This is a genomic window from Pseudidiomarina donghaiensis (assembly GCF_900116895.1).
In the GTDB taxonomy this organism is placed as follows: domain Bacteria; phylum Pseudomonadota; class Gammaproteobacteria; order Enterobacterales; family Alteromonadaceae; genus Pseudidiomarina; species Pseudidiomarina donghaiensis.
The window spans coordinates 207,157-228,008 of sequence record NZ_FPCF01000003.1; the positions used below are offsets into that span (position 1 = coordinate 207,157).

General features: G+C 47.3%; 17 protein-coding genes and 1 tRNA gene. 10 read left to right on the forward strand and 8 right to left on the reverse strand.

Annotation, left to right across the window (positions count from 1 at the left end; all coding sequences use genetic code 11):
• Positions 1–71: 71 nt before the first annotated feature.
• A complete protein-coding gene (locus tag BM334_RS08020; RefSeq protein WP_092840552.1) occupies positions 72–2,789 on the forward strand; it encodes a TonB-dependent receptor domain-containing protein in 2,718 nt (905 codons plus the stop codon).
• A gap of 67 nt (positions 2,790–2,856) precedes the next feature.
• Here the strand turns inward: BM334_RS08020 and BM334_RS08025 are convergent, their stop codons facing one another.
• The 5 genes from BM334_RS08025 to BM334_RS08045 form a co-directional block, all read right to left on the reverse strand.
• Entirely contained in the window at positions 2,857–3,129 is a 273-nt protein-coding gene (locus tag BM334_RS08025; protein ID WP_092840555.1) for a YebG family protein, read from the reverse strand.
• Between the two features lie 120 nt (positions 3,130–3,249).
• A tRNA-Phe gene (locus BM334_RS08030) sits at positions 3,250–3,325 on the reverse strand.
• Between the two features lie 105 nt (positions 3,326–3,430).
• A complete protein-coding gene (speA, locus tag BM334_RS08035) occupies positions 3,431–5,338 on the reverse strand; it encodes a biosynthetic arginine decarboxylase (protein ID WP_092840558.1) in 1,908 nt (635 codons plus the stop codon).
• Entirely contained in the window at positions 5,338–6,273 is a 936-nt protein-coding gene (speB, locus tag BM334_RS08040) for an agmatinase (RefSeq protein WP_241970956.1), read from the reverse strand. Before speB ends, speA begins: the two co-directional genes overlap by 1 nt.
• Before the next feature lie 112 nt (positions 6,274–6,385).
• On the reverse strand, positions 6,386–7,420 hold the full coding sequence (locus tag BM334_RS08045; RefSeq protein ID WP_092840564.1) for an ATP-dependent 6-phosphofructokinase: 1,035 nt from the start codon (positions 7,418–7,420) through the stop codon (positions 6,386–6,388).
• A 98-nt stretch (positions 7,421–7,518) separates the two neighbouring features.
• On the opposite strand from BM334_RS08045, the gene BM334_RS08050 reads away from it, so the two are divergent.
• Positions 7,519–8,583 carry an Ldh family oxidoreductase gene (locus BM334_RS08050; protein ID WP_092840567.1) on the forward strand — a complete coding sequence of 355 codons (1,065 nt, stop codon included), beginning with the start codon at positions 7,519–7,521 and terminating at the stop codon, positions 8,581–8,583.
• A 10-nt stretch (positions 8,584–8,593) separates the two neighbouring features.
• On the opposite strand, the gene pdxH is transcribed toward BM334_RS08050, so the two are convergent.
• Positions 8,594–9,232 carry a pyridoxamine 5'-phosphate oxidase gene (gene pdxH / locus BM334_RS08055; RefSeq protein ID WP_092840570.1) on the reverse strand — a complete coding sequence of 213 codons (639 nt, stop codon included), beginning with the start codon at positions 9,230–9,232 and terminating at the stop codon, positions 8,594–8,596.
• A 14-nt stretch (positions 9,233–9,246) separates the two neighbouring features.
• Entirely contained in the window at positions 9,247–10,923 is a 1,677-nt protein-coding gene (locus BM334_RS08060; RefSeq protein ID WP_092840573.1) for an amidohydrolase, read from the reverse strand.
• Positions 10,924–11,115: 192 nt separating this feature from the next.
• Between BM334_RS08060 and BM334_RS08065 the strand changes: the two genes are divergently transcribed.
• The 4 genes from BM334_RS08065 to glnB all read left to right on the forward strand — a co-directional run bounded on the left by BM334_RS08065 (position 11,116) and on the right by glnB (position 14,323).
• Entirely contained in the window at positions 11,116–11,742 is a 627-nt protein-coding gene (locus BM334_RS08065) for a LuxR C-terminal-related transcriptional regulator (protein WP_092840576.1), read from the forward strand.
• Position 11,743: 1 nt separating this feature from the next.
• Positions 11,744–12,265 carry a DUF1285 domain-containing protein gene (locus tag BM334_RS08070; RefSeq protein WP_092840579.1) on the forward strand — a complete coding sequence of 174 codons (522 nt, stop codon included), beginning with the start codon at positions 11,744–11,746 and terminating at the stop codon, positions 12,263–12,265.
• A 77-nt stretch (positions 12,266–12,342) separates the two neighbouring features.
• Complete coding sequence (locus tag BM334_RS08075) at positions 12,343–13,998, forward strand: NAD+ synthase (protein ID WP_092840583.1); 1,656 nt, start codon at positions 12,343–12,345, stop codon at positions 13,996–13,998.
• Entirely contained in the window at positions 13,985–14,323 is a 339-nt protein-coding gene (gene glnB, locus BM334_RS08080) for a nitrogen regulatory protein P-II (protein ID WP_055439864.1), read from the forward strand. The genes BM334_RS08075 and glnB overlap by 14 nt, the downstream gene beginning before the upstream one ends.
• Positions 14,324–14,344: 21 nt before the next feature.
• Here the strand turns inward: glnB and BM334_RS08085 are convergent, their stop codons facing one another.
• Positions 14,345–15,097, reverse strand: coding sequence for an outer membrane protein assembly factor BamD (locus BM334_RS08085; RefSeq protein ID WP_092840586.1), 753 nt, complete (start codon positions 15,095–15,097; stop codon positions 14,345–14,347).
• A 119-nt stretch (positions 15,098–15,216) separates the two neighbouring features.
• On the opposite strand from BM334_RS08085, the gene rluD reads away from it, so the two are divergent.
• The 4 genes from rluD (at position 15,217) to pssA (ending at position 20,484) form a co-directional block, all read left to right on the forward strand.
• Positions 15,217–16,185 carry a 23S rRNA pseudouridine(1911/1915/1917) synthase RluD gene (gene rluD / locus BM334_RS08090; protein ID WP_092840589.1) on the forward strand — a complete coding sequence of 323 codons (969 nt, stop codon included), beginning with the start codon at positions 15,217–15,219 and terminating at the stop codon, positions 16,183–16,185.
• A 2-nt stretch (positions 16,186–16,187) separates the two neighbouring features.
• Positions 16,188–16,883: a peptidoglycan editing factor PgeF gene (gene pgeF, locus BM334_RS08095; RefSeq protein ID WP_241970957.1), complete on the forward strand. Its 696-nt coding sequence runs from the start codon at positions 16,188–16,190 to the stop codon at positions 16,881–16,883.
• Positions 16,884–16,958: 75 nt separating this feature from the next.
• Positions 16,959–19,532, forward strand: coding sequence for an ATP-dependent chaperone ClpB (clpB, locus tag BM334_RS08100; protein ID WP_092840595.1), 2,574 nt, complete (start codon positions 16,959–16,961; stop codon positions 19,530–19,532).
• A gap of 103 nt (positions 19,533–19,635) precedes the next feature.
• Positions 19,636–20,484, forward strand: a complete 849-nt coding sequence (pssA, locus tag BM334_RS08105) for a CDP-diacylglycerol--serine O-phosphatidyltransferase (RefSeq protein ID WP_092840598.1) — start codon at positions 19,636–19,638, stop codon at positions 20,482–20,484.
• The last annotated feature ends 368 nt before the right edge of the window (positions 20,485–20,852 follow it).

Below are 20,852 nucleotides of genomic sequence, written 5' to 3' on the forward strand. Positions count from 1 at the left end.
TGTTGTTATGCAACGTATAGCGGGCGTGAATAACATCGCGCTTGCTGTTCACTAAAACGCAGGAGTTGACTATGAGCACCAATTATAAACTCAAGCCGCTAGCTCTCGCAGTTAGCCTTGCATTGCTGGCCAGTGGCCAAGCTTTTGCGCAACAGCAAGACGCTGAGCAAACCTCCCCAGAAACCGCTGCTGACACCGCTATTGAAGAAGTGGTAACCACTGGAACACGCCTGCAAGGAAGCGCAGCAGCCGTTGTTGATGAACGAAAAAACCAAGCGTTTGTTGCTGACATTCTTGGTGCTGAGCAGCTCTCTCGCACAGGCGATAGTGATGCCGCCTCAGCGTTACGCAGAGTGACAGGCCTAACCTTGGTTGACGGCAAGTATGTTTATGTTCGTGGTTTAGGTGAGCGTTATTCAAGCGCGCGCTTAAATGGCGCCAGTATTCCTAGCCCAGACTTAACCCGCAACGTTATTCCATTAGATATTATTCCATCTACCATTATTGAAAGCCTGGCGGTACAAAAGGTATTTTCGCCTGGTATGCCGGCAGCATTTGGCGGCGGTAATATTGATATTCGCACCAAGTCATTGCCAACCGACTTTCAGTTCAATTTAGAGGTTGGCGTTGGCCAAAACACCAATGCTACCGACGGCTATACCTACAATAGAAACGAAGCTGGTTTGCCACAGAACATTCGTGACGCGATAGTGCATTATCGTGGTGACTTTAGCTTGCGTAATATCATCAACAAAGACGGTTTAGTCGCAAATGACAGTGGCTCTGCCAGTGATCAGGCTCGTACCATCAATGCTGGGCTAGCACGCGCTTTACCACGTGATATTGCACTAAGCAGTGAGTCGTTAGATCCGAACTACAGCATTAAGGCTAGCATTGGTAACAGCTTTGATGAAGACTACTTCGGCGGTAGCATTGGCTTTTTATTAGCTGGCGCTTATGACACCAAATGGAATGTGTCAGAGCGTAAAAATGCGGTGTTAAGTGAAAACGCAACGGCGGGTTGCTCAACCAGCTTAGGTAGCGCAGAAGACGTGGCAAATTCGTGCTACAACACCTTAAGCGAAACCACGCTAACCACCGAAACCGAGCGTATGAATGGCGTGTTTAGTGTGGGCTATGAGTTAGACACGCACTCGGTCAGCTATACCAAGTTGTATTTAACCGACTCAGAAGACGAATCTGAATTCGGTATTATGCAAAGCCCGAACGGTAGTAACTTGAAAACTATTTATGGCTCTGGTCTTGCGAACCGTGAGCACGAGTTTAAATACGAAGAACGCACGCTCGATATCGACCAAATACGAGGGCAGCACACGTTTTTAGACTACTGGGGTATTGGTTTCGACTGGCAGTACACTGAGTCTACAGCGGAAACGGAAATTCCAACCGATATTTCATATCGTTTTGATGATATCTACGACGGCCAGGGTAACTACCAAAGCACTGTGGTCACCGGCGATGATAACCGCGCGGTGTACCAATATGTGGACATGGAAGATCATGTCAAGTCTTACAGCGGTAACTTCTCGCTGCCAACCACGTTACTGGGTATGGATATCGAGTTTCGTGCCGGCTATGACTTTACCGACAAAGCACGTTATTACACCACCGACCGCTTCGCCATGGATAATGGCTCAGGCTTACGGGTTACGGTAAATGAAGATTACAGCGATATTCTTGGTGTAACCAACTACTTAACCGACGAGCGTATTGACCAAAGTAACTTTATTTTGTCGTACCGTGAGCCAACAGCACCGGATGCTGATGACTATATCGCGGTGCAAAAAACCGATGCGTACTATGGTTCATTTGATGCGTTCTTAACCAACAATTGGCGGTTAGCTGGTGGTGTACGTTGGGAAGAATTCAAGCAAGTGTCATTAGCGACATCTAGCTTAATCTTTACTCGCGAAGACCTGGACACCTTCTACAACCCAGATCGTGTGTTAAACGGTACGACCATTGAAGATGATTTTTATCCGGCGTTGTCTTTAACCTACATCAGCGACGATAACTATCAATTGCGCTTTGGTTTTTCAGAAACCGTAGTACGTCCAGACATTCGTGAAACCGTACCGGTTGCTTATTTTGACCCAATCACCGACATTCGTACCATTGGTCGCGCTGGCCTAGAAAGCAGCCCAATGACCAACTTCGATGCGCGCTTTGAATATTTTGCAGACAATGGCGACAACTATACCGTTTCGTTATTCTACAAAGACATTACAAAGCCAATTGAGTCGGTACTTAGCGTTGGCGATGAAGAGTACACCCTAAACTACGTAAACGGGGAAACCGCAGAAGTATACGGTGTCGAGTTCGAATGGTTACATGACTTGGCTTATGTTACCGATGGCTTCTTTACCACGGGTAACTTAACCTTTAGTGACTCAGAAGCAGCCATCAACCCAGCACTAGCAGGAAACTTAACCAACCCGACGAAGCGCTTAACGGGCCACTCTAAGTACGTTGCCAACTTCCAGTTAGGTTATGACTCGCTGAATGGCAATCACTCAAGCTCGTTAGTTTACAACGTGTTTGGTGAGCGTATTTTAGCGGCTGGTATTGGCGGCCGCGGTGATGCTTACGAGCAGCCATTCCACTCGCTTGATTTGGTGTACAACTACTACCCAGACTTCAACTCGAAGCTTAGCTTCAAGGTGCAAAACTTGTTAGACGAAGACCAAGAAGTAACGCAGTCGGGAGTTCTAGTGCAGTCGCGTGAAGTAGGGCAAACGTTTAGCTTAAGCTACAGCTATCAGTTCTAAGCTAACGCTTTGAGGCAAACCAAGATAACGAAAAGAGTAGGGCGCAAGGATGCGCCCTTTTTTGTGGCTACTGCTCAGGCTCTTTGCTTTTTACGGCTTTCTTTTTGACTGGCTTCTTCGCACCAAGTGCAATCAACACCTGCTCGCGCTCACGCGCAAGAAAGAAAGCAAGATCTTCAAGTTGTTTCTCTTCAGTAATGGTTTCGCTGCGTTCAAGTAGGGGCAAAAGCTCATCCACCATGTCCAACATTTTGTCGTGGGCATCGGCTTCAGCTTTGGTGGTAAATGTCATTTTTTCTTCCCCATCTCGCACTACAACATATTGAGTGACTACTGCCATGGTTTGTCCTTATGTGCAATCAAATATACTGTTCATTTATACAGTATTTCGGGTGGGTAAGCAATCATTGGAGGCACAACGAAAAAAGCCTCGCAATTGCTTGCGAGGCTTTTCGAATAATGGTGCCCAGAGGCGGAATCGAACCACCGACACGGGGATTTTCAATCCCCTGCTCTACCGACTGAGCTATCTGGGCGTCGGGGCGTATTAAACGAGTTTTTCGGGTCTGAGTCAACCGCTTTTTTAAGGAAATTCGGTGAATTCAGTCCGTTTGCTCAGGAAATGCGCAATTTGCCGGTTTTTACACCTTTAAGTAGGTGCTACCGGCCAAACACTTCTCGTAATAGTCAGTCCACTTCACGCCTTCACGTGGTGCAATGTGGCCTTTGCGAACTTCACGGTCAATCGACTTCTTCACTGTTTTGGCCATGAAATCGGTGTTGTACTGCATGGTTTCAAGCACTTTCTCGGCTGAGGTGCCCGGAACCACTTCTTCAATGTAAAAATCGCCTGGCTCGTCATCGTGGCAGTAAATATGCACTTCGGTTAAACGGCCGAACAAGTTATGCATATCGCCCATTACGTCTTGATACGCACCGGTAAGGAACATGCCTACATGATAGTCTTCGCCTTTGCGCAAACTATGCATCGGAATGTTGTCACTAATTTCGGTGCCTTCAATGTATTTACTGAGCTTGCCGTCGCTGTCACAGGTAATATCAACAATGGAGCAGCGTACTTCTGGTTTCTCGTCTAAGCGGTTAATTGGCACAATTGGCAGCACTTGGCCAATGGCCCAAGTATCCGCCGCTGACTGGAAAATCGAGAAGTTACACAGGTATTGGCTGGCTAACATGTCTTCAAGTTCTTCAAGTTCTTGGAACACGAAGCTTTCGCGATCAAGCGACGAGTGGATCTCGCTTAATATGCGCCAATACATGGTGTCGAGTTTGGCCATTTCGTCTAACGACAAAATACCTAGTTTAAACGCCTCATAGGCGCTCTGTTTAAACGAAGCGGCGTCGTTGTAGCGTTCCTGCGGGTGCATGTCTGAACCGTTGACTAGCTCGCGCATGTTGCTGACAAGAATGTGTTCGCCTTCAGTTGGCGTAATGTCAAATTGCGCGCCCGTGTTTTTAATCTCACCGACAATATTGGTTACCACACAACTGTGGTGTGCTGTAATCGCTCGGCCACTTTCGCTGACTAAGTTCGGATGAGGTACTTCTTCTAAGTCACAAATCTGCTTCACGCCGTAAACAACGTCGGCAACGTACTCATCGGTAGAGTAGTTACGTGACGAGTCGGTGGTTGAGCTAGTGCCGTCGTAGTCGATACCTAAACCACCACCAATGTCGAGATACTCAAGTGGTACACCAATTTGGACCAACTTGGCATACAAGCGAGCGCCTTCAGAAACCGCTTCTTTAACCTTGCGGATATCTGACATTTGGCTACCAATATGGAAGTGCAGTAGCTTAGCGCAGTGCAGCATGTCTTCTTTTTTCAAGAGCTCAACAATGTTGAGAATTTCGGTAATGCTCAAGCCGAACTTTGCACGATCGCCACTCGAGCCGGCCCATTTACCGGCACTGCGAACCATCATTTTGCTGCGTAAGCCAATCATCGGCTCAACGCCTAGCTTTTTCGCGAGTGGAATAAGCATTTCCAGTTCACTGTATTTTTCAATAACAATGATCATTTTGCGGCGCAGCTGACGGCCCAGCAGGGCAAGCGTCAGGTAGTCTTCGTCTTTGTAGCCGTTCAGTACAGTAAGCGCGTTCGGGTTTTCGTTGTACGCTAACACCGCCATGAGTTCAGGCTTTGAGCCGGCCTCTAAGCCGTAGTCATAAGGTTCGCCAGCGTCGATGATTTCTTCAACTACTTCGCGCATTTGGTTCACTTTAATAGGGAACACACCAATGTAGCGGGCATTGTAGCCAGCGTCTTCAATGGTTTTGGCGAAGGTTTCGTTCAAAATCTCAACTTGCGAACGCAAAATGTCGTGAAAACGAATAACTGCAGGCAATTGAATGCCTTCCGCTAAAATTTCGTCAACCACGTCTTTCATATCAATGGTCACGTCTGGCAAACGGTGGTTTGGCGCAATTTGAATGCTACCGTTGGCGCCAATTGAAAAATAGCCAGCGCCCCAACGGTTTACACCATAAAGCTCTTCGGCGTCGTCAATCGTCCAGTTCTCAGCCATTATAGAGCTCCTTTTTCGTTCAAAATAATCAGTAGTTCGCGCACAATTTTAGCGGCGAACACGTCAGAATTACCGGTTGGGTCAATTTCTGGCGATAGCTCAACAACGTCTGCGCCCACTAGGTTTTTCTCGCGCAGAATTTTCATCAAGCTCACGTACGAGTGGAAATCTTCGCCACCTGGCTCAGGGGTGCCAGTGCCTGGTAAAAACGCCGGGTCGAAGTAGTCCAAATCAAGTGTGAGGTAAATAGGGCGGTCGGCCGGAATGGCAGCCACACTATCTAAAAAGTCTTTGCGCGACTTACGTACCGTACCGTGCTCGTTCATGTATTGGTATTCTTCGCGGGTACCCGAGCGAATGCCGTACTGAATTAACTGATGGCCAGGGCCGAAATGATCGAGCGAGCGACGAATAATTGACGCGTGCGAATAGTGATAGCCCAAAAAGCCATCGCGTAAATCGGCGTGCGCATCTAAATGTAGCAACACCAGCTCTGGGTATTGCTGCAGATATTTGCGAATTGGCGCATACGAAATAGAGTGTTCGCCACCTAGGGTGAGCACCCGTACTTTGTTTGCGGCCAAATCAATTGGGCCAAATGCCGCGTCAAACTGATCGGTTGCGTGTTGCCACTGTGCTTCAACGTCATCACTTGTGCCAAGCGACAAATTACCTAAGTCATAAAACGGTAGATCGAAAAGATCAGCGTCTAAATACGGCGAGTAACTCTCGATGTCTTCTGATACCGAACGCAGGCCGTCAGGGCCGTTGCGCGTACCTTTGCGAAAACACGCAGTACCGTCAAAACCAAACCCGATAATATGAGTGCCATTGGCATAAATTGCGGCATCGGTTTGGGCGCCAAAAAACTCCCGTACCGGAGTTTCCGTTTGCACTGACAAAGCAGTAATTTGGTGCATTGTTTGTTGGCTCAAGGTGAATCACCTCCATCGCTTCAACAGGGTTGAATTGGGCAGAATAAAAAAGGGGCATATTATCGTCGTAATTGCCCCAAATTGCCACTATCGAATCGCCTAAATATACGGCTTATTCTTGCTCGTCACGTGCTGGCTTTTTCACTGGATTAAAAATCTCGTGCTGAATACGCAGTAAGTTCACATCTAGCGGACTTTTCTTGGTCCAAGTTTCTTCTAGCGGTACTTCCACCAACTCACCTGCGCGCAGGCCGGCCATCACGCCAGTCACGCCGTCACGAATCAGTTCAACGGCGTGCACGCCAAGCTCCGAAGCCAGTACACGGTCGGTTGCAGTCGGCGGTCCACCACGTTGAATGTGGCCAAGTAAGCAGGGGCGACACGGCATGCTGTATTCGGCTTCAAGCTGCTCTGACAAGGCAACAGCGCCGCCGGGCCATTGATGCTCGCTTAAGACCATGACATAACTACCGGCCCCACGCACGGCTTCAACCCGTTTTATGTGTTTCACAATTGCGGCAATGGTTAGCGGCTTGTCTTTTTGTAGCTCAGGCAAGATCATACGCTCTGCGCCGGCGGCCATGGCACTTTTCAGGCCAATAAAGCCAGCATGGCGGCCCATGACTTCAACAATAAATACGCGGTCCATGGCGTCTGCGGTATCACGAATTTTATCCAGCGCGTCCATCGCAATCGCAACTGCTGTGGAGTAACCAATAGTGGCATCGGTACCATATAAGTCATTATCGATGGTGCCCGGCACGCCAATAATTTTGCCGTTCCAATGTTTACCTAAGTGGTGCGCGCCGCGAAACGAACCGTCACCGCCAATAACAACCAACCCTTGAATGTTCAGTGCATCAAGATTCTTGGCGGCCAGTTTCGCGCTTTCTTCTTCTTTAAAGCGTGGGCAACGAGCACTTTTAATAATGGTTCCTGAGTACTGCAAAATATGCAGTACATCGGGCGCATTCAGTGAAATATGCTCGTTATTTAACAAGCCTTTGTAGCCATGTCGAAAAGCGACGACTTCCATGCCGTAATGTTCGGCAGCTAATACCACGGCGCGTAGCGCGGCGTTCATTCCTGGCGCATCACCACCGCTGGTTATTACTCCAATCCTTTGTGTTACTGTTGCTATCGACACTTATGTACTCCTCTTAATTCCTTTGTCTTATAAGCATTGTCTGACAAGTTTAGTCTGATAAGCTTATCGAATTGATTCCAATTTACAACGAACAGAGCATGACTGAGCAGAAAAATATTCGAATTAACGTGGAATTAATACGCGATTGGGCACAAAACTGCCTCCAGCAAGCCGGTGCGGCCACAGAATTAGCCCAAGCCATGGCCGAAAATTTAGTTGCAGCCGATCTTATGGGGTTTCGTACTCACGGCCTAATGCGTTTGCGTTATAACTTAACCTGTTTGCAGGACGGTAGTTCACGGGCAAATGGCCAAGTTAAAGTGCTAAGTCAGCGCGCTGCAGTTCAATTGTGGGATGCTGATTTGTTATCTGGCTTGTATGTAATGCCCAAGGCGGTGGATGCAGCGATGACGATGGCGCGCCAATGCGGAACCGGCACGGTGGTGGTGAAGCGTGCGCAGCACGTTGCTGCGCTGGCGGTGTATTTAGAACAAGCAACAGCGCAGGGCATGTTAGTGCAAATGATGTGTGCAACCCCAGGGCAACAAGTGGTTGCACCTTATGGTGCCAAGACAGCTTGGTTCTCTCCCAACCCCTTTGCCATCGGCGCGCCCACGCAGGGGCACCCTATCTTATTTGATGTGAGTTTGTCGATGACTGCTGCCGGCAAAGTGCGTAAAGCGATCGCAGAGGGGCAGCCATTGCCATACCCAGCGCTGATTACGGCTGAGGGCAACTACACCACCGACGCCACCACATTTTTAGCAGACCCAGCTAGCGTACTTGCGCCGCTTGGTGGCGAGCAATTGGGTTACAAAGGCTCGGGCCTGTGTTTGTTTAGTGAACTGTGGACACTTGGCTTAAGTCAGCTTGGGCGGCATCAAGAGCAAGCTGGGCTTGATGCGAATACAGTGTGGGTGCAGGTGGTAGACCCAGCGGCGTTTGGCGACCCAGAAGAATTTAAACATCAAGCACAAGCTATGGTCGATGGTATTCGAGCAACCACTCCGATTGACCCAAACCGACCGGTTCGCGTGCCTGGCGAAGGGGCTTTTAAAATCCGCCAAGAGCAGTCAAAACATGGGATTGAATACAGTGCCGCACTGTGGCGGCAACTGGAGAAGGTGGCTCTGAGCACCGGTATTCCGTTACCCAATAGCTAATGCTTACTAGTTAGGGCTGGATACGCTCAATGTGCCATTGCTGCTGTTGCTGGGTGAACGTGAAACGGTCATGCAAACGGTAACGGCCCCCTTGCCAAAACTCGAACTTTTCAGGAACGATTAAATAGCCGCCCCATTGTTCGGGCATAGGTACCTGTTGGTCTTTATAGGTTGCTTCTAAGTCATGAAAGCGCTGTTCAAGTTCGGCGCGTGAAGCAATAGGGTGACTTTGCGCTGAAGCTAAAGCACCCAGTTGACTTTCACGCGGCCGTGAATAGAAATATTCTGCACTCGCTTCACGTGAAATTTTCCGCGCAAAACCTTCAATACGAACCTGCTGCTCAATAGCAAGCCAACCAAAATGCATCGACACGCGGCTGTTGGCTGCAATGTCGTGACCTTTTTGACTGTCGTAGTTCGTGAAAAAGACAAAACCATTTGGCTCAATGTCTTTGAGCAACACGACGCGTTGATGAGGCTGACCATCGCTACCCACGCTGGCCAGCACAAACGCAGTTGGATCAGTTTGTGACGGATGATCTTTCGCCGCTTGGAACCATGTCGCAAATTGCTGCATGGGGTCGTTGTTTAACGACTCGCGGCACAAACGCCCTTGTTCATAATCACGACGAACATTTTTTAAATCCATACTGCGTTGTCTTCCTATCGTTTAAATACTTGTTTACCTGCAACATAAGTTGCGTTGACGGTGTTCTGCCATAGTATAGCTGCGTCGCGTGCAAAGGGATCATGATCTAACACAATGAAGTCAGCCCATTTGCCGGGTTCTAAGCTGCCGAGAATTTGTTCTTGGCCAGCTGCATAGGCAGCGTCTAGTGTGAACGCACGTAAAGCTTGTTCAAGGGTTAAACTTTCATGTGCATACCAACCGCCTGCTGGTTGATTGTCACGGTCTTGGCGAGTCACCGCCGCATGTAAACCAAAAAACGGATCGGCCAGTTCAACAGGAAAATCCGACCCCGCGGCAATGATAGTCTCTTGCTTGGCAAATGTTTGCCATGCGTAGGCTCCTTTCATACGCGCCTTACCTAAACGATCTTCAGCCATGTTTTTGTCACTGGTGGCGTGAGTCGGCTGCATTGACGCAATAATATTCAGCTGTTTGAAGCGCGGTATATCATCCGGATGCACAATTTGCGCATGCTCAATACGGTGACGTAAGTTACGGCCGCCAATGGTTTCAAAGGCATGCTCGTATTCATCTAGCGCAATACGGTTGGCGCGATCGCCAATGGCATGGGTGTTAATTTGAAATCCATGCGGAATAATAAGTTGGTAAAGCTCGCGAATACGTTCTTGCGACGTCACCATTAAGCCCTGCGTGTGGTGTGCATCATGGTAAGGCTTAAGAAGGGCGGCACCGCGGCTACCTAGTGCACCGTCACCATATATTTTCACACTACGAACCGCGAGTTTATCATCCGCAGTGGTATAGGGGCCCTCGGCCATCAATTCTGCCAATTTTGGCTCAGTTGCAGATAGCATGGCGTAAATTCGCAATGGTAACTCTTTGTTCTGCGCAAGGCTTTTATACACTTCAAGGTTCGTCGCATCCACGCCGGCGTCATGAACACCAGTAATGCCGCGTTCTAGCAAATGGGCAAAAGCCAATTCAAGCGCATGTTTTTGATCCGCCTTGGTTGGTGCTGGAATCATCTTTTCAACCAGCATCATGGCATTATCAATAAGCACGCCGGTAGGCTTGCCTTCGCTGTCACGAATAATATCGCCGCCATCTGGGCTAACCGTATTGGCGCTAATACCCGCTAACTCTAGCGCTTTGCTGTTCGCCCAAGCGGCGTGGCCATCAACCCGAGTTAAATACACGGGGCGGTCAGCAATGAGCTCGTCAAGCGAGTCGGCTTTTGGGAAGTTACGAACTTGCCAATTCTCTTGGTTCCAACCACGGCCTAAAATCCATTTAGCTGTAGGGTTTTGCTCGGCAAACTTAGCTACTGTTTGTGCGGCTTGAGTTTCTGAACTCGAATCGCGCAAGTCAGCGAGCATTAGGTTTTGGCCTAAGCCCAGCACGTGTCCATGAGCATCAATAATGCCAGGCAACATAAACTTGCCGTTTAGGTCGACCTTTTTCTGCGCAATTTTACTGCCATAAATTGACTCAATATCGGCTAGATTACCGGCGGCGACCACCTTGCCATCGCGAACGAGCATGGCATTAAATTGTTGCAATACAGCACCGTTACCGGGTGATCCGCTTAGCGTGTACCCGTTAAAGTTATGAAATAAAGTTGTTTGCGCAATACTGGCACTTGAAAGCAACAATATTGAAACAACTGCAAATAAACGTAAAAATCGCATAAATTTCTCTTTGTCGTTGAATTTAATGCTCTATACCTAAGTCATAGGACGAACAAACTGTTTAGATGAATTTGGGCATTTTCCGTCAATGTCACACATTTTTACAAATTAGTAACACCTAAACTTCAAACATTCGTTAAACCGTGTACAATACGTTCAATGTTAGGGAATACTTAAAGCGCGTGGACTCACATGAAAATATTAATAATCGACTCTCAATTTTTTGTACGTGCTGGTCTTGTTCAAGTATTAACGAGCTTCTCGGATGAGCTTGCTATTTATGAGGCCCCCACCTTTGATATCGCCCAAGAATATCTGAATCATCAAAGTGACTATAACTTAATTTTTCTGGATATGGATATTCCTGATGCGGAAATTCGGCCGACCTTACAAACGTTAAAGAAAATGGCACCGGCCTCGCACATTGTTTTGTTCAGTTGGCCGCGGCCATTGTCTGAAATTCGTCAAGCCTTAAGCAATGGTGTTCGCAGCTATTTGCCAAAAGACGCAAGTGGCGAAGAAGCGAAACAAGCCGTTCGTATCTTGCTTCAAAACGACCGTTATTTACCAGAAGAGTCGCGACTAAACGACAATTTGAGTCGACAAGGAAGCGCTGAGCACTTTTTGTCACCGCGTCAGCTAGAAATTATGCAGTTATTGGCACAAGGTTTATCCAATAAAGAAATCGCGACAATTTTGGGGATAACAGAGGGGACTATACGGGTGCATTTGTCGGCAATTTTTAAAGCGATCAAAGTATCCAACCGCACCGAAGCAACGTTGTGGTATCTGCTGCGACAAAAACGCTTGGTAAGTTAATATGAAGTTGGAGCAACTGCTAGCATCAATTGAGCAAGGGCAGCATGCGCCAACGGAAAAATGGAACCCGCCATATTGCGGCGAATTGCCCATTCGTATAGATACAAATGGGCAATGGCTGTATCAAGAATCGCCGATTAAGCGACTCCCCCTGGTAAAACTTTTCGCCAGTGTATTAGTGCATGAGAATAACGAATTCTTTCTGGTGACGCCTGCTGAAAAAGTCAAAATAACCGTCGATGATGCGCCTTTTATGGTAACGACTTGGTCTGAGTACCGAGAGTCAAATATGTCAGTCATTCAGGTAACGACCAATATCGAGCAACAGTTTGGCCTCTCCAAGCAACATCCACTATTTCTTAAAAACCAACAATTATATGTTGATTGCGGTCGCGGTTTATTGGCAAAAGTGCATCGCAACGTGGTGTATCAATGGGCTGAAATTGCGTGCAGTAGGTGCGAAGGTGACCGAGAAATCTGGTTTATTGAGAGTGCTGGTTGTGCGTTTGATTTAAACCTGTAACGCTTGAGTATTTGCGCGGCGCAAAACCCTGCTCTATCATACGCATCCTATTTGTAGCAACGCTTGAGAATGAATTCATGAAGCCAATGACGGTTACACTCGCTCAACTAGACTTTACTGTGGGCGCTGTGCAACGTAATACAGATCTTATTGTGACGACTATCGGCAAGTATTCAGACAGCGACATTGTCGTGTTTCCTGAATTGGCTATAACAGGCTATCCGCCAGAAGATTTATTGTTTCGAGAAGACCTTGAAGCCTTAGTGGAGCAAGCGTTAACGCGAATTGCAGAAGCCGCACAGTTGAATATTGCCGTGGTCGGCCACCCTCAGCGCGTTGGCAATGAACTATACAACAGCGTGTCAGTACTGCACCGCGGTAAGTGCCTTACGCGTTACCACAAGCAGCGCTTGCCACAATATGGTGTGTTTGACGAACAACGTTATTTTATTCCTGGCCATGAAAACGGTATTTTCGAATGGCAAGGCCATCGCATTGGTCTATTAGTGTGTGAAGACCTCTGGCATCGTGAACCATTACATCGTTTACAAGCCGAACGCGTCGACTTTGTGTTGTCACTCAACGCTTCGCCATATGAAATTGATAAACACCAGCAGCGCCTGCATATTCTGCAACAACGGGTTAGCGAAACTCAGTTGCCGATTATATATGTGAACAATTGCGGTGGGCAGGATGAGCTCGTTTTTGATGGCCACTCTCTTGTTATGGATGGGCAAGGGCAGTTGATTGCTGAATTACCACATTGTCAGCCGCTTTGCGCTCAGGTTCATGTCGATGCGACCGGAAAGTTCACCGCAGGTGCCGAGTTTTCAGCGTATTCATTAGATACCCTTGAAGCTGCTTATCAAGCGCTGATTTTGGCGGTGCGTGACTATGTGACAAAAAATGGTTTTCAAGGAATTACGCTTGGTCTGTCGGGCGGTATTGATTCAGCATTGACGCTAGCTATTGCTGTCGATGCATTAGGCGCAGATAAGTGCCATGCAATCATGATGCCGTTTCGTTATACCTCGCAAATGAGTCAAGATGATGCGCGCGAGCAAGCTGCGCGTATGGGGGTTTCTTATGACGTTGTTGCGATAGAACCCATGTACGAGGCATTTATTGGTCAGTTAGCGCCTATGTTTGCAGGGAAGCCGGCCGATACCACGGAAGAAAATTTACAAGCGCGTATACGCGGTACCTTACTGATGGCGGTTTCTAATAAGAATCGTTCGTTAGTTTTAACAACGGGTAATAAAAGTGAATTAGCCGTGGGTTATTGTACGCTTTATGGCGATATGAATGGTGGTTTTGCGCCGTTAAAAGATGTTCCTAAAACGCTGGTTTTTGAGTTAGCGCGGTATCGAAATCGTGAACACGAAGTGATTCCTAATCGAGTCATTACCAGACCACCGTCTGCTGAATTGGCACCGGACCAAAAAGATCAGGACAGCCTGCCGCCATATGAAGATTTAGACAAAATATTAACGCTTTATGTCGAACAGGACTGGTCGCCAACTGCTATTATTGACTGTGGTTTCAACGCCGCGGATGTATTGCGCGTTGTGCGATTGGTTGATATTAATGAATATAAACGTCGACAAGGTGCTATTGGGCCTAAAATTACTAGTCGAAACTTTAGCAAAGATAGACGCTATCCAATTACCAATCACTTTCGCTATGAATTAGAACGACAAGTGCAAGCGCGGGGAAGTTATGAAAAAAATTGAAGCCATCATTAAGCCTTTTAAATTAGATGATGTTCGTGAGGCGTTATCTGAAATTGGTATTGCTGGAATGACTGTGGCTGAAGTAAAAGGTTTTGGCCGACAAAAGGGCCATACCGAACTTTACCGTGGTGCTGAGTACATGGTTGATTTTTTGCCTAAGGTAAAATTAGAAATTGTCGTTGCGGATAATCAAGTAGAGCAGTGCATAGACACTATTTTAGAAACCGCTCAAACTGGGAAAATTGGTGACGGGAAAATTTTTGTAACCAACGTTGAGCGCGTTGTACGTATTCGTACAGGTGAGGAAAATGAAGACGCGGTGTAAGTCACCACGTCTTCCCTTCAATTATTTTAAGTAAGCGCTTTGCGGAAAGTTTTGTTGCAGCGTTGCTCTCGCGTCTGCTGCTAATTCAGAAAGATTTAAGCTGTTGTACGCTTCAATCATAATACCTAACGCATATTCCGTTTCTGGTAAACCCCCAAAATTCTCGAGCACATATTTACTGCGATTCGCAGCTGCTAAATAAGCTTCTCGCTTCATATAATACTGTGCCACGGCTAATTCATGGCGAGCCAAACGACTTTTTAAGCCAAGCATTCTTTGCCGCGCGTCAGCAGCATATTTGCTATCAGGGAAGCGACGCACAAGTTCGGCGTAGTCGTCAAAAGCTTCGCGAGCTTTGGTTGCATCGCGATCGGCTCTATCAATTCCGACTAATTCTTGAAAGAAATTTTCTAACGCACGCTCGTTGGTTAAGCCGCGCATATACAATGCGTAATCAATTGACTGGTGATTCGGGTTTAAGCGAGTAAACCTGTCAATGGTGGTCAATGCCTTGTCGATATCCCCAGTTTTGTAATAAAGATATATCAAGTCTAATTGAATCTGATTGGTCAGCGGGCCAAATGGATATTGGGTACTTAAGGCTTGCATCGTTTGCAGAGCCATATTGAAGTTACCGCTTTGCATAGCACTTTGAGCGCGAGCGTAACCGGCTTCAACATCACTTACGCGAGACGTATCTACGTCTTCTGGAGAACTTGAGCAGGCACTAATGGTTACTGCGGCAACGCAGGCTAAGATAAGACGAAATTTCATAATTAGTTTTTGTTCTCTGTTGATTTAACTTTGGTGCAGCGCACCAAACAGGTACACTATACATATTCACGCATTCTAGCGCAGCGTTGGCTGCTTTCACAGGTCCGAATACTATATTTATGAGCGAACAGATTTCTTTAACAGGTCAAGTCCCACAATCTGCCAACGGTAAGCGCTTGGACCAAGCGCTGGCTGAGATGTTCCCCGATTATTCACGGTCGCGGTTAAAAACTTGGATAACCGACGGTCAAGTTCAAGTTGAGGGGCAAGTTGTCGACAAGCCGCGCGAAAAAGTGCTGGCAGGCATGACGATTGATATTGCAGCTGAATTACTCGAAGAAAAGCGCTTTGAGGCGCAGCCAATTGCTTTAAATATTGTGTACGAAGACGACGATATTTTGGTGATTAATAAGCCAGCAGGTTTGGTTGTTCACCCTGGTGCCGGCACTCCAGATGGCACCCTGTTAAATGCTTTATTGCACCATTTTCCGGCGATTGATCAAGTGCCAAGAGCCGGTATCATTCACCGTTTAGACAAAGACACAACGGGCTTAATGGTTGTTGCCAAAACAATTCCTGCACAAACGCATTTAGTTGCAGCCATGCAAGAGCGTGAAATTACACGTGAATATGAAGCTGTCTGTAACGGCCCAATGACTGCAGGCGGCATGATAGATGAGCCGATTGCGCGGCATCCAACAAAGCGTACGCATATGGCTGTTGTGGCAACCGGTAAACCGGCGGTGACGCATTATCGGGTGGTTGAGCGTTTTCGTGCACATACGCATTTGCGTTTGCGTTTGGAAACTGGGCGTACACACCAAATCCGCGTGCACATGGCACATTTGCGCCATCCTTTGGTCGGTGATATGACTTATGGAGGTCGCCCACGGCCACCACAAAAAGCGAGTGCTGAGTTACTTGAAACATTGCGTGGCTTTCGTCGCCAAGCATTGCATGCTGCAAAGCTATCATTGCATCATCCAATAACCGGCGAATGGATGAGTTGGGAAGCGGCCACTCCGGACGATATGGTTGCGTTAATTGAGGTATTGCGCGCTGATCGCCGGGAGCATCCGGTCGATTAATTGTGTTGACGTTAAACTGGCAGCTTCCAGCTGGTGTTGCAGCGACAGTAACCACGGTTGAACAACCGGGTAACTTAGCTGCACATGTCAATGCCGACCCAGCGCAGGTTATACGTCAGCGCCGCCAACTTATTCAACATGCGTCATTGCCTTGTGCACCTCGCTGGTTGCAGCAAGTACATGGTAATCATGTCGTCACATTTTCCCAAGCCCGCCCTACACAGGTTGCTGACGCAATCTATTCTGCGCAACCAAGTTCAGTGTGTGCCGTTCTAACCGCTGACTGTTTACCCATTTTGTTATGCAGTGACGACGGCAGTGAAATAGCCGCTGTACATGCCGGCTGGCGCGGCTTGGTGAATGGCGTCATTGAGAACACGCTACAGCACTTCCATCATAACGCGAAGAATGTTCAAGCCTACATTGGCCCTGCTATTTCTCAAGCAGCGTTTGAAGTCGGGGTTGATGTCTATCAAGCTTTTAGTTCATTAGAGCTCGTTGATTCTGCGACATTTTATCCCCACATTGAGAACAAGTGGATGGCCAATTTACCGTTAATGGCGCAACGTCTCTTGCACCGCGCAGGCTGTATCAAGGTGACGCTTAGCAACATGTGTACGTATAGTGATGCACGATTCTATTCATATCGTAAAGACCCACATTGCGGACGAATAGCAACGTTGATTTGGAAAAAATAATAATCATCTCTTGAAATCGTTCAATTAATACCCACATTAAATATCAGGATATAACTGTATTTTTCGAGGGTAATCATGCGATTCGATAAGTTAACGAACAAATTTCAACAGGCTATTGCTGATGCTCAATCATTAGCGTTAGGCCGTGATCACCAATTTATTGAACCGGTGCACGTTATGCACGCACTGCTCACGCAGGACGGCGGTTCAATTCGTCCAATCATGACGCTACTGCAGGTAGATACCAATAGTCTGCGTGCTCAATTGTCAGCTGCTTTAGACAAACTGCCAAAAGTTGAAGGCACTGGGGGTGACGTACAAGTTTCGGCGGCAACCGGCACTCTTTTGAATTTGTGCGATAAGTTCGCGCAAAAGCGCAACGACCAATTTATTTCATCTGAGTTGTTTTTATTAGCTGCCACGGAAGACAAAGGTGCGCTTGGCGAAATTTTGAAACAACTTGGCGTTACCCGTGACAAATTAGAACAGGCCATACAGAAAGTTCGAGGTGGTGAAGCAGTGCAAGATCAAAATGCTGAAGATCAACGCCAAGCGTTGACAAAATATACCATCGATTTAACTGAGCGTGCTGAACTTGGGAAATTGGACCCAGTTATCGGTCGCGACGAGGAGATTCGTCGCACTATTCAAGTATTGCAGCGTCGTACCAAAAACAATCCGGTACTAATTGGTGAGCCAGGGGTTGGTAAAACCGCGATAGTTGAAGGCCTTGCACAACGCATTGTTAATGGTGAGGTGCCAGAAGGCTTGAAGCACAAACGCGTGTTATCTCTTGATTTAGGGGCTTTGCTAGCTGGTGCTAAGTATCGTGGTGAGTTTGAGGAACGCTTAAAAGCCGTACTCAACGAGCTTAGCAAGGAAGAAGGCCGCATTATTTTATTTATTGATGAATTGCACACTATGGTTGGTGCGGGTAAAGCCGACGGCGCCATGGACGCCGGCAACATGTTGAAGCCTGCTCTAGCACGTGGCGAGTTGCACTGTGTTGGCGCGACCACGCTTGATGAGTATCGCCAGTATATTGAAAAAGATGCTGCGCTTGAGCGTCGTTTCCAGAAAGTATTGGTAGATGAACCGTCAGTGGAAGATACCATTGCGATATTACGTGGCTTGAAAGAGCGTTACGAAGTGCATCACTCGGTGCAAATTACAGACCCAGCGATTGTCGCAGCAGCTGCGCTTTCACATCGCTACATCAGCGACCGCCAGTTGCCAGATAAAGCGATTGATTTGATTGACGAAGCAGCGTCAAGTATTCGCATGCAAATTGACTCAAAACCGGAAGACTTAGACCGTCTTGAGCGTCGTATCATTCAGCTGCAACTTGAACAGAAAGCATTACAGAAAGAAAAAGACGAAGCGAGTAAGAAGCGTCTTGACTTACTTGAGTCTGAATTGAAAGAGCAACAGCAGAAATATGCTGAACTCGAAGAGGTTTGGTTATCAGAAAAAGCTGTCGTACAGGGCGAGCAAAACATTAAAGCTCAACTGGAGCAGGCTAAAACGGATCTTGAAATTGCACGCCGAGCAGGCGACTTGAATCGTATGTCTGAGTTGCAATATGGACACATACCTGAACTTGAGCGTCAATTGAAAGCGGCCGCGGAGGCTGACGAGCAGGGTATGTCATTACTCAAGAACAAAGTGACTGATGAGCAGATTGCCGATGTACTGTCTCGGTGGACTGGCATCCCGGTAAGCAAAATGCTTGAGGGCGAACGAGATAAGTTACTGGCGATGGAGCAACAACTGCACCAGCGCGTGGTTGGGCAAGATGAAGCAGTTACGTCAGTGGCGAATGCGATTCGTCGTTCGCGTGCTGGACTGTCCGATCCACAGCGACCTATTGGTTCGTTCTTATTCTTAGGGCCAACAGGTGTGGGTAAAACCGAGCTTTGTAAAGCGCTGGCACACTTCATGTTTGATACCGATGAAGCGATGGTGCGCATTGATATGTCCGAATTTATGGAGAAACATTCGGTTGCCCGCTTAGTCGGTGCGCCTCCGGGCTATGTCGGTTACGAAGAAGGCGGATATTTAACTGAAGCTGTGCGTCGCCGCCCTTATTCGGTGGTGCTGCTTGATGAAGTTGAGAAGGCGCATCCCGATGTATTTAATATATTACTGCAAGTATTGGATGACGGCCGATTGACGGATGGCCAAGGGCGCACAGTTGATTTTCGCAATACGGTGATCATTATGACGTCAAACTTAGGCTCAGATATCATCCAAGAAAAAGCACATGAGCATACTTATGAGCAGATGAAAGCTGAAGTGATGGGTATTTTATCGCATCATTTCCGCCCTGAGTTCTTGAACCGAGTGGATGAAACGGTTGTGTTCCACCCGCTAGCGAAAGAGCACATTAAAAATATTGCGCAAATTCAGCTACAACGATTGCATCAACGGCTAGCTGAGCGTGATTACAGTATTGAGCTCACAGATGCTGCACTAGCTCACTTAGCTGCAGCTGGTTTTGACCCAGTGTTTGGTGCTCGGCCCTTGAAGCGCGCCATTCAACACGAGTTAGAAAACCCGTTAGCGCAGCGAATACTTTCGGGCAAATTACTGCCTAAACAGCTAATCAAAGTTGATTTCAACAATGAGCAACTTGTGATTACACAGTAGCCCAAGCTAATGTAATAGCCGAGCTAAGTACAAGCTCGGCTATTTATTGCGCCGAATAAGCTATGTTATGCTATGCGGCCACATTATATAAGGGAACCAAAATATGCCTGATAACAAAGAACAGTCATTATCCACCGCAAAGAGCCGTGGGATTTTTCTGTTGCCAAACCTTTTGACAACAGCAGGGCTGTTTTCAGGGTTCTTTGCTATTGTCGCGTCTATGAACAATATGTTCGAGTCTGCAGCCGTTGCGATATTCGTCGCTATGGTATTTGACGGTCTTGACGGTCGTGTTGCGCGCATGACCAATACTGAGAGTGCCTTTGGCGCAGAATATGACAGCATGGCAGATATCGTTTCTTTCGGAATGGCGCCGGCATTAGTTATGTATAACTGGGCCTTAAGCGACTTAGGAAAGCTTGGTTGGTTAGCTGCATTTATTTTTGTTGCTGGCGGCGCCTTACGTCTCGCACGTTTCAACACTAACTTGGGTACGTCCGATAAGCGCTATTTCCAAGGCTTAGCTATTCCGAGTGCCGCTGCCATTGTTTCCGGCTTTGTATGGGTTGGCAGTAAATATGAAATCGATCCAAATAGCGTTAGTTATATTGCTGCGGTTTTAACTATTGCCGCCGGCTTATTAATGGTAAGCAACTTTCGCTATCACTCGTTTAAAGATGTCGATTGGCGTGGCCGAGTGTCTTTTATCGCTATTTTGGCAATTGTGCTTGCATTTGTCGTGGTCGCAACAGAGCCATCGCTTGTGTTGTTCTCAATATTCTTCTTATATGCAATCTCGGGTCCGATTACGACATTCCGTACTGTAAAGAATATTAAATTAGAGCATGTGGTTGGTGATGCCGACGACGAAATCGACTTAGACGCAACTAAAAAGCAACAAAACGATCAAGAAAAAACTGAAAAATCGAGTGATAAACCATCAGTTGATTAAAAACTCTGCAGTCAGTTCGTTTTTAGCAAAAAAGATCTTGCGCCGCTGGCCATGATCCTTATAATTCGCCGCCGTTGTCACCAAGTGATGACGGCGGTTCAAGTCTAAATAGACGGTGATGAAAATCACAAAAAAAAGATCCAAAAGGATCTTGACCTGAACCACGGATAGCGTAGAATACGCATCCCGCTTCAAGAGAAGCGAACGTTCTTTAACAATATACCAAGCCAAGCAAACTGTGTGGGCACTTACCGGATTCAGGCAGAGACGCATCTTCGGATGCAAAAAAGGTCATTAAATTGACCACCTGACTGATTGGAAAAGTGCTTAACAAATTAGATTTATTAAGTCATTGATTCAATGGGTCG

Bases quoted from the DNA above. Each gene is read 5' to 3' on its own strand.
- BM334_RS08020 (WP_092840552.1), top strand. From the start codon at position 72: ATGAGCACCAATTATAAACTCAAGCCGCTAGCTCTCGCAGTTAGCCTT.
- BM334_RS08025 (WP_092840555.1), bottom strand. From the start codon at position 3,129: ATGGCAGTAGTCACTCAATATGTTGTAGTGCGAGATGGGGAAGAAAAA.
- speA (WP_092840558.1), bottom strand. From the start codon at position 5,338: ATGGCTGAGAACTGGACGATTGACGACGCCGAAGAGCTTTATGGTGTA.
- BM334_RS08050 (WP_092840567.1), top strand. From the start codon at position 7,519: ATGACTGAGCAGAAAAATATTCGAATTAACGTGGAATTAATACGCGAT.
- pdxH (WP_092840570.1), bottom strand. From the start codon at position 9,232: ATGGATTTAAAAAATGTTCGTCGTGATTATGAACAAGGGCGTTTGTGC.
- BM334_RS08060 (WP_092840573.1), bottom strand. From the start codon at position 10,923: ATGCGATTTTTACGTTTATTTGCAGTTGTTTCAATATTGTTGCTTTCA.
- BM334_RS08065 (WP_092840576.1), top strand. From the start codon at position 11,116: ATGAAAATATTAATAATCGACTCTCAATTTTTTGTACGTGCTGGTCTT.
- BM334_RS08070 (WP_092840579.1), top strand. From the start codon at position 11,744: ATGAAGTTGGAGCAACTGCTAGCATCAATTGAGCAAGGGCAGCATGCG.
- BM334_RS08075 (WP_092840583.1), top strand. From the start codon at position 12,343: ATGAAGCCAATGACGGTTACACTCGCTCAACTAGACTTTACTGTGGGC.
- glnB (WP_055439864.1), top strand. From the start codon at position 13,985: ATGAAAAAAATTGAAGCCATCATTAAGCCTTTTAAATTAGATGATGTT.
- BM334_RS08085 (WP_092840586.1), bottom strand. From the start codon at position 15,097: ATGAAATTTCGTCTTATCTTAGCCTGCGTTGCCGCAGTAACCATTAGT.
- rluD (WP_092840589.1), top strand. From the start codon at position 15,217: ATGAGCGAACAGATTTCTTTAACAGGTCAAGTCCCACAATCTGCCAAC.
- clpB (WP_092840595.1), top strand. From the start codon at position 16,959: ATGCGATTCGATAAGTTAACGAACAAATTTCAACAGGCTATTGCTGAT.
- pssA (WP_092840598.1), top strand. From the start codon at position 19,636: ATGCCTGATAACAAAGAACAGTCATTATCCACCGCAAAGAGCCGTGGG.